The organism is Micromonospora sp. ZG13 (assembly GCF_059359355.1).
On sequence record NZ_JCADBQ010000009.1, the window covers coordinates 18,335 to 31,679 of the forward strand.

A 13,345-nucleotide genomic window follows, 5' to 3' on the forward strand; every position below is an offset into this window, starting at 1 on the left:
GTGTTCGTGGTGGCCACCGCCGGGCACGTCGACCACGGCAAGTCGACGCTGGTGCGGGCGCTGACGGGGATGGAACCGGACCGGTGGGCCGAGGAACGCCGCCGGGGCATGACCATCGACCTCGGCTTCGCCTGGAGCACGCTGCCCTCGGGCGCGACGGTCGCGTTCGTCGACGTGCCGGGCCACCAGCGGTTCGTGCCGAACATGCTCGCCGGCGTCGGCCCGGTGCCCGCCGCGCTGATCGTCGTCGCCGCCGACGAGGGCTGGATGCCGCAGTCCGCCGAGCACGTGGCGGCGCTGGACGCGCTCGGGGTGGCGTACGGGCTGCTGGTGGTGACCCGCGCGGACCTGGCGGACCCGGGGCCGGCGACGGCGCAGGCCCGGGCGGAGCTGGCCGCCACCTCCCTCGGCGGCCTCGACGCGGTCGCCGTCAGCGCGGTCACCGGCGCCGGCCTGCCGCAGCTGCGCGCGGCGCTGGACCGGCTCGCCGCCCGGCTGCCCGACGCGCCCACCGACGCCCCGGTGCGGCTGTGGGTGGACCGCGCCTTCACCGTCCGGGGCGCCGGCACCGTGGTGACCGGCACCCTCGGCGCCGGCCGGCTGCGGGTGGGCGACGAGCTGGAGCTGGCCGGCAGCGCGGAGCCGGTGCGGGTACGCGGCCTGCACTCCCTCGGCGTGGCGCGGCCCGAGGTCGCCGCGGTAGCGCGGGTGGCGGTGAACCTGCGCGGCACGCCCCGCGACCGCCTCGGCCGCGGCGACGCGCTGCTCACCCCCGGCCGGTTCCACCGCACGGACCTGCTGGACGTACGGCTGGCCGCCGATGCCGCCGGGGACCTGCCGGCCACCCTGACCCTGTACATCGGCGCGGCGGCCGTGCCGGCCCGGGTCCGGCCCCTCGGCGCCGACACCGCCCGGCTGCGGCTGGCCCGGCCGCTGCCGCTGCTGGTCGGGGACCGCGCGTTGCTGCGTGATCCGGGCCGGCACCACGTCGCGGGCGGGGTGACCGTGCTGGACGTCGCGCCGCCGCCGCTGACCCGCCGGGGCGCGGCGGCCGCCCGCGCGGCCGTACTGGCGACGATGGACGGCCGCCCCGACCTGGCCGGCGAGCTGCGCCGGCGGCGGCTGGCACGGGCCGGCGACCTGGTCCGCACCGGCGTCGAGGTCACCGGCCGGCCGGTCGCCGGCGACTGGTTGGCCGACCCGGCGCACTGGCGGGCCCTCGGCGCCCGGCTGGTCGAGGAGGTAGCCCGGCACGCCCGGGAGCATCCGCTGGAGCCGGGGGCGCCGGTCGAGCTGCTGCGCCAGCGCCTCGAGCTGCCCGAGCGGGCGCTGGTCGAGGCGCTGGTGCGACCGCCGCTGCGGCTGCGCGCCGGTCGGGTCACCGCGTCGGCGGTCGACGCGCTGCCGGAGCCGGTGGCCCGGGCCGTGGCCCGGGTCCGCGCCGAGTACGCCGACCGCCCGTTCCGCGCCCCCGAGGCCGAGCACCTCGCCGACCTGGGGCTGGGTCCCCGGGAGATCGGCGCGGCCGTACGCGCGGGGGCGCTGCTGCGGCTGGCCGAGAACGTGGTGCTGCTGCCCGGCGCGGCCGACGACGCCGTACGGGTGCTGGCCGGGCTGCCCCAGCCGTTCACGCTCAGCGCCGCCCGGCGGGCGCTGGACACCACCCGCCGGGTCGCGGTGCCGCTGCTGGAGCTCCTGGACCGCCGCGGCGTGACCCGGCGGCTGCCCGACGACGCGCGGGTCGTGGTCACGGCCGGGTCCTGAAGCCGCCCCGGCGGGGTGGGCGGTCGCCTAGCGTGACGCCATGGACCCTTCCGCGGTCTGGCGGGACAGGCAGCACAAGTGGCGGATCGAGGCGTACCGGGCGCCGGACCTGCGTTTCGCGATCTTCGCGACCAACGGCACCACCGAGTCCGCGCCGCTGTGGCTGTTCGGGATGTCGGCGCTGGCCCGGTGGCTGATGACGCACAAGATCTCCCTCGACGACCTGGAGGTCGACTGACATGGGGGCGCAGTTCGGCCAGCTCGCGCTGGTGGCGGTGCTGGTGCTGATCAACGCCGCCCTGTCGGGCAGCGAGATGGCGTTGGTGACGCTGCGCGAGGGGCAGGTGCGGCAGTTGGGCCGGCGCAGCCGCTCGGGGGAGCGGCTGGCGCGGCTGGTGCGCGACCCCAACCGGTACCTCGCCACCATCCAGCTCGGGATCACCCTCGCCGGGTTCCTCGCCTCCGCCGCGGCCGCGGTGTCCCTGGCCGAGCCGCTGGTCGGGCCGCTGAGCTTCCTCGGCGGCGCCGCGCGGGGAGTCGCGATCGTCCTGGTCACCGTGCTGCTGACGTTCGTCACGCTGGTCGTGGGCGAGCTGGCCCCCAAGCGGCTGGCGATGCAGCGCGCCGAGCGCTGGGGGCTGCTCAGCGCCGGCCCGCTGGACCTGCTGGCCCGGCTGTCCCGGCCGGCGGTCTGGCTGCTGAGCAGGGCCACCGACGGGGTGGTGCGGCTGGCCGGCGGGGACCCGCGGGCCAGCCGTACGGAGATGACCGAGGACGAGCTGCGGGAGATGCTGGTCAGCCAGCGGGGCCTGTCCCCGCAGCAGCGGGAGATCCTCACCGGCGCGTTCGACATCGCCGGCCGTACGCTGCGGGAGATCCTGGTGCCCCGGCTGGCCGTGACGACGCTGCCCGCCACGCTGTCGGCCGCCGACGGGCTGCGCCGGCTCGCCGCCGCCGGCCGCTCCCGCGCCCCGGTCGTCGGGCCGGGCGGGCTCGACGAGGTGCGCGGCGTGGTGCACATCCGCGAACTCGTCGGAGCGGACGCGGCGACCGTCGCCGACCGGGCCCGCCCGCCGCTGCTGCTGCCGGGCACCCTGCCCGTCTCCGACGCGCTGCGGGAACTGCGGGCGTGCCACCAGCAGCTCGCCCTCGTCGTCGACGAGCACGGCGGCGTCGACGGCATGATCACGATGGAGGACCTGCTGGAGGAGGTCGTCGGGGAGCTGTACGACGAGACCGACCGGGACGTGACCGGGGCGACCCAGGAACCGGACGGCTCGCTGCTGGTGCCCGGCGACTTCCCGCTGCACGACCTGCCCGACGTCGGCGTACGCCTGCACTTCCGACCGTCGCGGGAGTACACGACGGTGGCCGGGCTGGTGCTGGCCGGGCTGGGGCACCTGCCGAGCGGCCCGGGGGAGACCGTGCACCTGCCGGGGCTGACCGTCGAGGTGGTGGAGGTGTCCGACCGGGTGATCCGCCGGGTGCGGCTGCGCGGCTTCGCGGCCGGCGACTGACGGCCCCCGATGGGATGAAAACGGAATGAACCGCCACCTTCGGTGCGGGCCGCGTCGTACCGTGCCGTACGTGAAGGACCGAGGGATGCGGACGTTCGTCACCGTGCTGGCCGGGCTCGCGGTGATCTACTTCGGCACCACCGGCCGCAGCGAGGAGGACGGCCGCGGCGTGTCCGGGGGCCTCGTCGTGCTCGCGCTGCTGGCGGCGCTGCTGGTGTGGCACCTGACGAAGCCGGGCGACAAGACGGTGAAGTAGGCGGTCACCCGGCGGCGGCGCGGGTCACCTCACCGGCGGACTCCTCGCCGAGGGCAACCCGGACCAGCGCCGAGGCGAACCGACCGAAGTCGGCGGGGGCGACCAGCGCCGCCAGCCGCTCCGCCGAGCCGGGCAGGCCGAGGCGTTTCGCGCCGGCCAGGGCCCGCCGGTCGGCGAACGGGCGCAGGTCCGGCCAGACCACCTGCGCCTCGCGCAGGAAGATGTCGGCGCCGGTGGGGCCGATGCCGGGGAACTCGGTCAGCAGCCGGCGCAGTCCGACCGGCTCCCCGCCGGCCTCGCGGTGCAACCGGCGCAGGTCGCCGCGCCAGCGCTCCCGGCACAGTCGCGCGCCGGTGCCGAGCATGGTCGAGGTCCGCTCGTCGTAGCGGCGGTAGTGGCCCCGACCCAGCGCGTCGACCCGGTCCTGCCAGCTCGCCGCCTCCATCGCCTGCGGGGTCCGCAGGCGAGCGGCGAACAGCTCCCGCGCGGCCGCCACGGCCACGCCCGCCCGGATCCGGGTGCTCAGCAGCGTGGCGAGCACCAGCAGCTGGTAGAGCGGGGCGGGCCGGTCGGCGAGCGTGATGCCCGCCTCCTCGGCGTACGTGCGGCCCCGCCGGTCCAGCAGGACCCGCGCCACCTTCCGGTCGTCGCCCATCCCAGGGATGTACCCGCCCTGCGCCCGGCCACCCCTGCGAGCGTCGGTCCCGACGGGCATGCCGCAGGGGTGGACGGGTAACCGACGCCGGACCCGGTCGAACCCGGAAGGAGAGACCCGTGGTGAATCCGCAGCAGGAGGAGTTCCGCCGCAACAACAAGGGCGCTACCAGCCAGGACAGCAAGGGCCCCAACCCCGCGGGGCACCCGCGCAACCGCGGCTCGTCGCGCGGCGACGAGGGGCGCCCGGTGCCCCGCGGGCAGGTGTCGCCGTACGGGCCGGCCGCCGAGCCGGTCGCGGACGACGAGAGCACCCCGGGCTAGCGGCCCCGGTGCGAGGCGGGCGGTCGCAGCCGGTTCCAGGTGGCTGCGGCCGCCACGCCGTACGCGAGGTGCGGCACGAGGTCGGCCAGCCAGTCGCCGCGTCGCCACGTGCGCGGATCGGTCACGCCGAGCACCGTCATCGACCCGTCGGACATCGTCATGACGCCGCCACCGAGCACCCCGGCGGCCAGCGGCAGCGGCATCCGGCGGCCCCGGGAGAGCAGGGCGTACCCGATTCCCGCCGCGACGCCGATGCCGTAGCCGAGCAGCGGGCCGAGGCCCGAGCGGCGGTTGGCCGCCCGGTCCCCGGGCCCCAGGTCCACGTGCGCCACCTCGGCCAGCCGTCCGGCGCTGCGCTCCGGGGTGCTGCTCGCCGGGCGCGCCCGTACGACCATGTCCAGGTAGCTGACCACGTTCAGGGCGGTGCTGCCGACCGCGCCGGCGATCGCCCCGTCGGCCAGGCCGCCCGCCCTCACTTCGGGTCGCCCGGTTCGCGCTCGCCCTTGGGGCCGTAGACCCGCTCACCGCGCACGACGCCCCGCTGCCCGCGGTCGGACTGCAGGATCCGGTTGGCCACGTCGTTGGCCTTGTCGTCCGGCACCCGTCGTCCCGAATCGTCTATCGCGTTGCGGATGCGTGCCCGCTGCTTGTCGTACGCGTTGCTGCCCGGCCGTGGTCCTGGCATCGCTGCCTCCTCCGGTCGTCGTCGCCGTTGGCGTACCGCGGTCGTCTACCCGCCTGCGCCGCGACCAACCCCACGACCGGTTCGGCGCGGTGGGGTGGGCTCAGCGGGGCGCACGGACCACCGCGACGGGACAGTCGGCGTGGTGCAGCATCGACTGGCTCACCGAGCCCAGCAGCAGCCCGGTCAGCTCGCCGCGGCCCTGCCGGCCGACCACCAGCAGCTGTGCCCCCCGGGACGCCTCGGCCAGCACGGTGGTGGGGCGGCCCCGGGAGGTCTCCCGGCTGACCGGCACGTCCGGCCACCGTTGCGTCAGCCCGGCCAGCGTCTCGGCGACCACCCGCTCCTCCTCGGAACGCAGCTCGGTGTCGTCGTACACCAGGGGCAGCATGTCCCCGGGGCCGGTGGAGGCCGGATGCCGGTAGGCGTGCAACGCGACCAGCGGCGCGCCGCGCACGGACGCCTCCTCGATCGCGAACTCCGCGGCGAGCCGGGCGGTCTCGGAGCCGTCGACCCCCACGACCACGGGCCCGTCGGGGTGGTCGGTGCCCCGGGCGACCATGACCGGGCAGTCGGCGTAGGCGGCGACCTGCACCGCGACCGACCCGACCACCAGGGCGGAGAAGCCGCCGAGCCCCCGGTCGCCCAGCACGATCATCGCGGCGGCCGGGGACTCGCCGAGCAGCACCGCGGCGGCCTCGCCGTCGATGATCTCGCCGGAGATCCGCAACCCGGGCACCGTGGCCTCGGCCTCGTCCGTGGCGGCGGTGACGACCTGTTCCGCCTGCTCCCGCAGCCCGGCGCCGGGCGGTCCGCCGGCGGGGGCGTCGACCGGGACGCGCAGCAGGGGCCAGATGAAGCCGTGCACGATCCGCAGCGGCCGGTGCCGGCGGGCCGCCTCGACGGCGGCCAGCCGTACGGCACGCAGCGCCGATTCCGAGCCGTCCACGCCGACGACCACCGCCGCGCCGTTCGCCGAGTTCACCGCCCACCTCCCGCCGGTTCCCGGCCAGTATCGCGGCCGGCCGCCTGTCGGCGGGCCGATACCGCGCAGGCCGAGTGGTCGGTACGCTGTCCACGCCCACCGGGGAGGGAGCGTCGTCGATGGTTGAGCCCGACCAGCCGAGCACCGCGCGCATGATCGACTTCTGGCTCGGCGGGGAGCACCACTTCCCGGTCGACGTGGCGTCCGCGCGTGCCTTCGAGCACGCGTACGGGCCGTGCGCGCCGGTCTTCCGCGAGCTGCGCGCCTTCCTCGGCCGGGCGGTGCGGGCGATGGCCGCGCGGGGGGTGGACGGCTTCCTCGTCTTCGGCGCCGGGGTGCCCAGCATGGGCAACGTGCACGAGGTCGCCCCGGAGGCCACCGTGCTCTACACCGACGTCGACCCGGTGACCATCCGCCTCGGTCAGCGCCTGCTGGCCGGCAGCGACCGGGCCGGCTACGGCTACGGCGACGCCACCGACATCGGCACTGTCGACCGCGCCCAGTTGCACCGGTTCGTGCCGGGGTGGGGGAGGAGGCCGGTCGGGGTGGTCTTCCTCGGCCTGGCCGCGTTCCTGGACGACGAGACGCTGGCGCGCACCCTCGACGAGCTCTACCAGGCCACCGCGCCCGGCAGCCTGCTCGCCGTCGACTTCGACACCGAGGAACTGGCCGGTCACCCGGAGGCCCTGGCGATGATGGGTCCGACGTTCCGGATGCGCGCGCCGGCCGCGTTCGCGCGGCTGCTGGGCCGCTGGACGCCCACCGACGACGGCATCGTGCCGATCACCCGGTGGCGCCCGGACGGCCCGCCGGCGCAGGTGCCGGACGCCTTCCACGGCGGGCTCGCCGTCCGTTCGCCGGACTGACCGCCTCGCCTGGCGGGTCGGGTTCCACGACGCTCGCCGGGCTGACCGCCTCGCCTGGCGGGTCGGTTTCCAGGACGGCGGAGGCGGTGCCGGCCGCCCGCCGCAGCACGTACGCGCCGGCGCTGCCTGGGGTGGTGCCGGCGCCCCCGTGTCGTGGCCGTCGACGCGCTCCCGGCGGGCCCGCCCGCCGGGAGGCCGGGGCGCGGGCCTCCGTATGATGCTTGCCCTACGGCAAGCTTTTCGGAGGATGATCATGTTGGAGGCACCGGGCCAGGTCTCGCGTGCGCTTCGCGCGGCCCCGCCCGACCAGGTGGTGGAGGCGGCGGACCGGGCCATCCGGTCAGCCCTGGGCGCCTCGCGAACGGACGTGTTCATCGCCGACTACCGGATCACCGGGCTCTGGCCGGTGCTGGACACCGACCTCGCCGACGGCGGGGAGTTCCTCGCCTGCCACACCATGGCACAGCGCTGCTTCAGCAGCCAGCAGCCGGTGACCGACGCCACGGACGAGGGCCGGTGGCGGCTCTACCTGCCGCTGTCGGTGTGGGGGGAGCGGCTCGGGGTGCTCCTGGTCGAGCTGCCCGACCCGCCCGGCCCGGACGTCGTCGAGCGGGCCGCGGACGTCGCCGGTGAGCTGGCCGTCGTGCTGCGCGCCGCGGACCGGGAGACCGACCGGTACCGCCGGGTCCGCCGGCGGGAGCGGCTCAGCATGGCCGCGGAGATGCAGTGGGAGCTGCTGCCGGGGCGCGGCGTGAGTCACGCGGCGTTCGATCTCGCCGGCCAGCTGGAGCCTGCGTACACCGTCGGCGGGGACCACTTCGACTGGTCCGTGGACGACGACCGGCTCACCGTGACGGTGCTCAACGGCGCCGGCATCGGGCTGGCGGCGGCGCTGCTGACCGCCGTCACCGTGAACGCGCTGCGCAACGCGCGGCGTTCCGGGGGGAGTCTCGCCGAGCAGGCCGAGCTGGCCTCCGACACGGTCTTCTACCAGCATCGTGGTCGCCGCTACGTGGCCACGCTCCTGCTCGAACTGGACACCGCCACCGGGCGGGTGCGGGCGGTGGACGCCGGCTCCCCGCACCTGTTGCGCCTGCGCGGCGGGACGGTGACGCCCATCCACCTGGAACAGCAGCTGCCGTTGGGCATGTTCGCCGAGGCCCGCTACGACGTCCAGGAGTTCGATCTGGAGCCGGGGGACCGGCTCTTCGTGGTCAGCGACGGCGTGTGGGCCGCCGACCCCGGTGACCGCGGGGCGTACGGCGAGCGGGCGATGGCGCGGGCGATGCGGTCCACGCGGCTGCAACCTCCGGCGGAGGCGGTTGGTACGGTGATGCGCGAACTGCACGCCTGGCACGCGGATGTCGATTTGCGCGACGATGCTGTCGTCGTCTGCCTGGACTGGCGTGGCTCCGCCGGGCGGGGCGACGGGTGAGAGCCGTCGTCGCGACGGCAGCACACGAGCGGGACGATCGCAGGGGACACCTGGTGGAACGACCTCTGAATCTCGCCGCGGCGATCGACGCCGCCGCGGAGGCGCTCGTCGGTGTGCTCGACTCGGCGGTGTCCCGGCACCAGATGGCCGTCTCCCCGACGCAGTTGCGCGTGCTGTCGCTGATCACCGGCCGACCGGAGACCAACGTCAACGGCCTGGCCGAGCTGCTGGACGTCGTACCCTCCTCGGCGAGCCGGCTCTGCGACCGGCTGGAGGCGACGGGCCTGCTGCGCCGGGTCCCCGACCCCCGCGACCGGCGGGAGGTGCGGCTGGTCCCCACCGCCGACGCCGAGCGGCTGTTGCGCGAGCTCCAGGAGCGCCGCCACCGGGCCGTGCAGGCCGTGCTGGACCGGATGCCGGGTCGGGCGCAGCACGAGCTGCTGCTGGCGCTGGTGGCCTTCGAGCGCGCGGCCACCGCCGTGACGGCGGAGGTGCCGGCCGACTCCTCCGCCCGTACCGCCTGACCCCGGCCCGACGCCGACGGCCCGTGGGTTCCATCGCTCCACTAGTGTCCTAGGATGCCTTACGGGTGGTGACCCACCACACGAAAGACAACCAGACACCGACCAGCGAGTGGCCTGAGCCGGGGGGCAGCGGCGACGGCCCGATATAGTGGCAGCGCAATCAGCCGGCCCGTGATCATGACGATCGCGGGCCGAGTCAGGTGAAGGTCCCGTCGGGGGCCGCAGGGGACGCCGGCGCGAGCCGGCCCGACAGCGCCCACGTTCTCCGCGCTCGGCCGGGCGGCGGAGCGTGTCGCGGAGGAGGTCCGGTGTCGCGTCCGCCGGCTCGGGAAGATCACCCGGAGGCCACCGCCGCCACGAGCGGGTCGGCCGTCGGCGACCGGGTCCTCACGCTGCCGAACGTCATCAGCTTCGTCCGCCTGCTCGGCGTGCCGCTCTTCCTCTACCTGCTGCTCGTGGCGCGTGCCGACGTGGCGGCGGTCGTGGTGCTGGCCATCGGTGGCACCACCGACTGGGTGGACGGCTGGGTCGCGCGCCGGATGCGTCAGGTCAGTCGGTTGGGGGAGCTGCTCGACCCGCTGGCCGACCGGCTCTACATCCTCGCCACGCTGCTCGCGTTCACCGCCCGCGACGTGGTGCCCTGGCAGTTCACGGCGGCGTTGCTGGCCCGGGAGCTGCTCCTGCTGGGTTCGCTGGCGGTGCTGCGCCGCCACGGCTACGGTCCGCCCCCGGTGCACTACGTGGGCAAGACCGCGACGTTCCTGCTGCTGGCCGCCTTCCCGGTCCTGCTGCTCGCGGCGGCGGTGCCGGGTGCGGCGACCGCTGCGGGGGCGATCGGTTGGGGCCTGGCCTGGTGGGGCCTGGTGCTCTACTGGGTGGCCGGCGCGCTCTACGTGGTGCAGGCTGCCCGGCTGGTCCGGTCGGTGCGGGCCGGGGGAGTGACGGCATGACGGGTACGCCGGGCGACGGTCGGGGACGTCCCGACCGGGTGTACGCCCCCGACTTCCTCACGGAGTTGTTCCGTAACCCGTTGGATCCCGGGTACGCCGACGCGGCGGCCCGGCGTCGGGAGCGGCAGACGCCGCCGGCGCAGTGGCGGCGCTGGTCGGCGCGCTCCGTGACCCTGGTGGTGGCGCTGCTGCTGGGTTTCCTGTTCGCGGTGGCGTACCGGCAGACGCTGGAGGCCGAGCCGGGGCGCAGCCAGGCTCGGTCCGGCCTGGTCGAGCAGATCAAGCAGCGGGAGACCGAGACGGACCGGTTGTCGGTGCGGGCCGACGAGCTGCGGGCGGAGGTGGCGCGGCAGCGGGCGGCGGCGCTGGGCGGTTCGGAGGCGGCGCGGTTGCACAACCTGGAGGCCGGTACCGGCCTGGGGCGGGTGCGCGGTGACGGCGTGGTGGTGCGCCTGGCGGACGCCCCGCAGAACCAGGACGCGGTGACCGGCGCGGACGTGGGGCCGTCCCGGGTGATCTACAGCGATCTTCAGGGTGTGGCCAACGACCTGTGGGCGGCGGGGGCGGAGGCGATCGCGATCAACGGTCAGCGGTTGACGGCGATGTCGACGATCCGTTCGGCGGGGCAGGCGATCCTGGTGGACTTCCGGCCGGTGACGGGCCCGTACGAGGTGTCGGCGATCGGTCCGGGGTCGATGCGGGACCGCTACGAGGACAGCCGTAGCGCGTTGACGATGCGCAAGGTGGCTGAGGACACGGGGTTGTCGTTCGGTGTGCGGGAGGCCGAGGACCTCACCCTGCCGGCGGCTCCGGACCCGCGGCTACGCTACGCGCAGCCCTCGGTGAGTCCGACGCCGTCGCCGTCGGGGGTCGACGGTTCCGTCAGTCCTGGGCCGACCGGTTCGAGGACGTCTCCCAGCCCCTCCGGAGGTGGTCGATGATCGCGGTGCTGGCCTTGCTGGCCGGTGTGGTGCTGGGGGTGTGGCTCGACCCCACGGTTCCCACGGCGTTGCAGCCGTACCTGCCGATCGCGGTGGTGGCCGCGCTGGACGCGGTGTTCGGCGGGGTGCGGGCGAAGCTCGACCGGATCTTCGACGACAAGCAGTTCGTGGTGTCGTTCATCTCGAACGTGCTGGTGGCGGGTTTGATCGTGTACCTGGGTGACCAGTTGGGGGTGGGCGGTCAGCTCTCCACCGGCGTGGTGGTGGTGCTCGGGGTGCGGATCTTCGGGAACGTGGCGGCGATCCGTCGGCACCTGTTCCGGGCGTAGGTTGGTGGCGATGAGCAGCGACGAGCACACGGAGACGGGCACGGGCTGGCCGCAGCCGGCGGGTCCGGGGCGGCCGGGGGGTCCGGCGGGGGAGCCCGATCCGCGGCCCGAGGCGCCGGATCCGGACGAGTTGAGCCCGTTGGCGCCGGAGCGGTCGGCGCCGCCGGTGGAGCCTTCCGTGCGGGAGCCCGATGACGGGGCGACGGTGGATCTGAGCCGGGCGGCCGGTGCGGGTGACGTCGAGCAGCCGGCGGCTGCCGGCCCGGCGCCGCGGCGGCGGGTGAGTTCGGCCGGGGTGATGATCGCGGCGCTGTTGGCGTTGCTGGGGTTCACGTTGGTGGTGCAGTTCAAGACGACGTCGACGGATCCGACGGTGGCGGCGACGCGGCAGGAGGATCTGGTGCGGATCCTGTACGACCTGAATTCGCGGGAGGTCCGGCTGCGGCAGGACATCGCGACGTTGGAGGAGAGCCAGCGGCAGTTGCGGTCGGGTCAGCAGGGTCGGCAGGCGGCGTTGGAGGAGGCGACGCGGCGGGCCGACGAGTTGGGCATCCTGGCGGGGACGTTGCCGGCGACGGGACCGGGGTTGTCGGTGCGGTTCGAGGCGGGTGAGAAGTCGATCTCGGCGTCGCGGGTGCTGGACGCGGTGCAGGAGTTGCGGGGCGCGGGCGCGGAGGCGATGCAGATCTCCGGTGGTGACCGGGCGACGGTGCGGATCATCGCCTCGACGTTCTTCCTGGACGGGGAGGGCGGGGCGTTGGTGGTGGACGGGCGTCGGTTGACGGGTCCGTTCACGATCACGGTGATCGGTGATCCGGCGACGATGCGTACGGCCTTGAACATTCCTGGCGGGGTGGTGGCGTCGGTGACGGGTGACGGCGGTAAGTTGATCGTTGAGGATCGTGAGGTTGCCGAGGTTTCGGCGCTGCACGCGCCGATCAAGCTGGAACACGCCCGTCCGGTCTCCTGACCGGCGCGGCTCGCACCGGGTTTCCGGTGCGCCGATGGATGAAGGACGCGTCTGGTGATTCCTGAGGATCTGCGGTATACCGCCGAGCACGAGTGGGTGGCGGGTGACGGCGGTGGCACTGTCCGGGTCGGCATCACGCACTTCGCGCAGGACGCCCTGGGTGACATCGTGTACGTCCAGCTGCCCGAGGCGGGCGCGGTGGTGGCGGCCGGTGAGTCGTTGGGTGAGATCGAGTCGACCAAGAGCGTGTCGGAGATCTACGCCCCGCTCAGCGGTACGGTGTCGGCGCGCAACGAGGCGCTCGGCGACACCCCTGAGGTGATCAACACGGATCCGTACGGTGCGGGTTGGTTGGTGGAGATCGCCTTGGACGATCCGGCGGCGGTCGACGGCCTGCTGTCCGCGGACGCGTATCGTGAGCTCACCGAGAGCTGAGTGCGTCCCTTCCGGGCGTGGTGGGTGTTCCGCGCGTCCGGTTGCCCTGCATTTCGGCGCTGGCTAGGCTCGCCCAGTCGACCGAGAATCCAATAGTTCAGCGTTGCGGAATTGCCTTTCCGGGCACGGGGAGCCAGCCGCCGGGTGTGGTAGTGCCCGGCGGCCAGACCCGCCATTACCCGACGCCGACCGAACAGATCCGTGAGGTGGTCCCATGACGCGCCCAGACGACGAGTTCCCCCCACTCGACGTCACTTCGACGCTCAATCTCGGTTCGCTCGACGAAGTGCTGGAGGGGCCGGACACCGATGTGGTGCCGAGCCGGATGTCCGGTTCGTTGCCGCCGGGTATGGCGCTGCTGGTGGTTCGCCGGGGTCCGAACGCGGGTGCCCGGTTCCTGTTGGATCACGATGTGACGACCAGCGGTCGTCACCCGGACAGTGACATCTTCTTGGACGACGTGACGGTGTCGCGGCGGCATGCGGAGTTCCACCGTGACGGTGGGACGTTCACGGTGCGGGACGTGGGAAGTCTGAACGGCACGTACGTGAACCGGGAGCGGGTCGAGGCGGCCACGTTGAGCAATGGTGACGAGGTGCAGATCGGCAAGTTCCGGGTGGTGTTCATCGCCGGTCCGCGTCCCGAGGAGGGGGCCGGCCGGGGGTGAACGAGCCTGCGGCCTCCACGCCGCCCGAGGCGGCCCGCGCCCGTCC

General features: G+C 74.7%; 18 protein-coding genes. 14 read left to right on the top strand and 4 right to left on the bottom strand.

The window, feature by feature from the left end:
• From selB to AC5L34_RS19205, 4 genes are all read left to right on the top strand, one after another.
• Complete coding sequence (gene selB, locus AC5L34_RS19190; RefSeq protein ID WP_441177935.1) at positions 1–1,764, top strand: selenocysteine-specific translation elongation factor; 1,764 nt, start codon at positions 1–3, stop codon at positions 1,762–1,764.
• 40 nt (positions 1,765–1,804) lie between these two features.
• Complete coding sequence (locus AC5L34_RS19195; protein WP_089000292.1) at positions 1,805–2,002, top strand: hypothetical protein; 198 nt, start codon at positions 1,805–1,807, stop codon at positions 2,000–2,002.
• Position 2,003: 1 nt separating this feature from the next.
• Positions 2,004–3,281, top strand: a complete 1,278-nt coding sequence (locus AC5L34_RS19200) for a hemolysin family protein (RefSeq protein ID WP_494826236.1) — start codon at positions 2,004–2,006, stop codon at positions 3,279–3,281.
• Positions 3,282–3,366: 85 nt separating this feature from the next.
• Positions 3,367–3,537 carry a hypothetical protein gene (locus AC5L34_RS19205; RefSeq protein ID WP_199184494.1) on the top strand — a complete coding sequence of 57 codons (171 nt, stop codon included), beginning with the start codon at positions 3,367–3,369 and terminating at the stop codon, positions 3,535–3,537.
• A gap of 4 nt (positions 3,538–3,541) precedes the next feature.
• Here AC5L34_RS19205 and AC5L34_RS19210 read toward each other — a convergent pair whose 3' ends face one another.
• Positions 3,542–4,192 (bottom strand): hypothetical protein, encoded by a 651-nt coding sequence (locus AC5L34_RS19210; protein ID WP_441177937.1) that lies wholly within the window; start codon positions 4,190–4,192, stop codon positions 3,542–3,544.
• Positions 4,193–4,311: 119 nt separating this feature from the next.
• On the opposite strand from AC5L34_RS19210, the gene AC5L34_RS19215 reads away from it, so the two are divergent.
• Positions 4,312–4,515, top strand: coding sequence for a hypothetical protein (locus tag AC5L34_RS19215; protein ID WP_363900006.1), 204 nt, complete (start codon positions 4,312–4,314; stop codon positions 4,513–4,515).
• Here the strand turns inward: AC5L34_RS19215 and AC5L34_RS19220 are convergent.
• The 3 genes from AC5L34_RS19220 to AC5L34_RS19230 form a co-directional block, all read right to left on the bottom strand.
• Positions 4,512–4,991: a hypothetical protein gene (locus AC5L34_RS19220; protein WP_474608818.1), complete on the bottom strand. Its 480-nt coding sequence runs from the start codon at positions 4,989–4,991 to the stop codon at positions 4,512–4,514. The two genes, AC5L34_RS19215 and AC5L34_RS19220, sit on opposite strands and share 4 nt — an antisense overlap.
• On the bottom strand, positions 4,988–5,200 hold the full coding sequence (locus AC5L34_RS19225; RefSeq protein WP_101409922.1) for a phosphatidylethanolamine-binding protein: 213 nt from the start codon (positions 5,198–5,200) through the stop codon (positions 4,988–4,990). Before AC5L34_RS19225 ends, AC5L34_RS19220 begins: the two co-directional genes overlap by 4 nt.
• A 100-nt stretch (positions 5,201–5,300) precedes the next feature.
• Positions 5,301–6,182, bottom strand: coding sequence for a universal stress protein (locus AC5L34_RS19230; RefSeq protein ID WP_441177939.1), 882 nt, complete (start codon positions 6,180–6,182; stop codon positions 5,301–5,303).
• 119 nt (positions 6,183–6,301) lie between these two features.
• Here AC5L34_RS19230 and AC5L34_RS19235 point away from each other — a divergent pair, with 119 nt between their 5' ends.
• The 9 genes from AC5L34_RS19235 (at position 6,302) to odhI (ending at position 13,299) form a co-directional block, all read left to right on the top strand.
• Positions 6,302–7,048 carry an SAM-dependent methyltransferase gene (locus AC5L34_RS19235; protein ID WP_494826240.1) on the top strand — a complete coding sequence of 249 codons (747 nt, stop codon included), beginning with the start codon at positions 6,302–6,304 and terminating at the stop codon, positions 7,046–7,048.
• Between the two features lie 253 nt (positions 7,049–7,301).
• Positions 7,302–8,483: a PP2C family protein-serine/threonine phosphatase gene (locus tag AC5L34_RS19240; RefSeq protein WP_441177941.1), complete on the top strand. Its 1,182-nt coding sequence runs from the start codon at positions 7,302–7,304 to the stop codon at positions 8,481–8,483.
• Between the two features lie 53 nt (positions 8,484–8,536).
• Positions 8,537–9,007, top strand: coding sequence for a MarR family transcriptional regulator (locus AC5L34_RS19245; RefSeq protein ID WP_494826242.1), 471 nt, complete (start codon positions 8,537–8,539; stop codon positions 9,005–9,007).
• A 308-nt stretch (positions 9,008–9,315) separates the two neighbouring features.
• Positions 9,316–9,957 carry a cardiolipin synthase ClsA gene (gene clsA, locus AC5L34_RS19250; RefSeq protein ID WP_441177943.1) on the top strand — a complete coding sequence of 214 codons (642 nt, stop codon included), beginning with the start codon at positions 9,316–9,318 and terminating at the stop codon, positions 9,955–9,957.
• The gene (locus AC5L34_RS19255; RefSeq protein ID WP_089000301.1) at positions 9,954–10,898 is read left to right on the top strand and encodes a DUF881 domain-containing protein; all 945 of its coding nucleotides are present in this window, start codon (positions 9,954–9,956) and stop codon (positions 10,896–10,898) included. Before clsA ends, AC5L34_RS19255 begins: the two co-directional genes overlap by 4 nt.
• Entirely contained in the window at positions 10,895–11,227 is a 333-nt protein-coding gene (locus AC5L34_RS19260) for a small basic family protein (RefSeq protein WP_089000302.1), read from the top strand. Before AC5L34_RS19255 ends, AC5L34_RS19260 begins: the two co-directional genes overlap by 4 nt.
• 10 nt (positions 11,228–11,237) lie before the next feature.
• On the top strand, positions 11,238–12,197 hold the full coding sequence (locus AC5L34_RS19265) for a DUF881 domain-containing protein (protein WP_441177944.1): 960 nt from the start codon (positions 11,238–11,240) through the stop codon (positions 12,195–12,197).
• A gap of 54 nt (positions 12,198–12,251) precedes the next feature.
• Positions 12,252–12,632 carry a glycine cleavage system protein GcvH gene (gcvH, locus tag AC5L34_RS19270; protein WP_089000304.1) on the top strand — a complete coding sequence of 127 codons (381 nt, stop codon included), beginning with the start codon at positions 12,252–12,254 and terminating at the stop codon, positions 12,630–12,632.
• Positions 12,633–12,846: 214 nt separating this feature from the next.
• On the top strand, positions 12,847–13,299 hold the full coding sequence (gene odhI, locus AC5L34_RS19275; RefSeq protein WP_089000305.1) for an oxoglutarate dehydrogenase inhibitor Odhl: 453 nt from the start codon (positions 12,847–12,849) through the stop codon (positions 13,297–13,299).
• Positions 13,300–13,345: the final 46 nt, after the last annotated feature.

Coding starts and splice junctions, on each gene's coding strand:
- AC5L34_RS19195 (WP_089000292.1), top strand. CDS start 1,805: ATGGACCCTTCCGCGGTCTGGCGGGACAGGCAGCACAAGTGGCGGATC.
- AC5L34_RS19200 (WP_494826236.1), top strand. CDS start 2,004: ATGGGGGCGCAGTTCGGCCAGCTCGCGCTGGTGGCGGTGCTGGTGCTG.
- AC5L34_RS19205 (WP_199184494.1), top strand. CDS start 3,367: ATGCGGACGTTCGTCACCGTGCTGGCCGGGCTCGCGGTGATCTACTTC.
- AC5L34_RS19210 (WP_441177937.1), bottom strand. CDS start 4,192: ATGGGCGACGACCGGAAGGTGGCGCGGGTCCTGCTGGACCGGCGGGGC.
- AC5L34_RS19225 (WP_101409922.1), bottom strand. CDS start 5,200: ATGCCAGGACCACGGCCGGGCAGCAACGCGTACGACAAGCAGCGGGCA.
- AC5L34_RS19235 (WP_494826240.1), top strand. CDS start 6,302: ATGGTTGAGCCCGACCAGCCGAGCACCGCGCGCATGATCGACTTCTGG.
- AC5L34_RS19240 (WP_441177941.1), top strand. CDS start 7,302: ATGTTGGAGGCACCGGGCCAGGTCTCGCGTGCGCTTCGCGCGGCCCCG.
- AC5L34_RS19255 (WP_089000301.1), top strand. CDS start 9,954: ATGACGGGTACGCCGGGCGACGGTCGGGGACGTCCCGACCGGGTGTAC.
- AC5L34_RS19260 (WP_089000302.1), top strand. CDS start 10,895: ATGATCGCGGTGCTGGCCTTGCTGGCCGGTGTGGTGCTGGGGGTGTGG.
- AC5L34_RS19265 (WP_441177944.1), top strand. CDS start 11,238: ATGAGCAGCGACGAGCACACGGAGACGGGCACGGGCTGGCCGCAGCCG.
- odhI (WP_089000305.1), top strand. CDS start 12,847: ATGACGCGCCCAGACGACGAGTTCCCCCCACTCGACGTCACTTCGACG.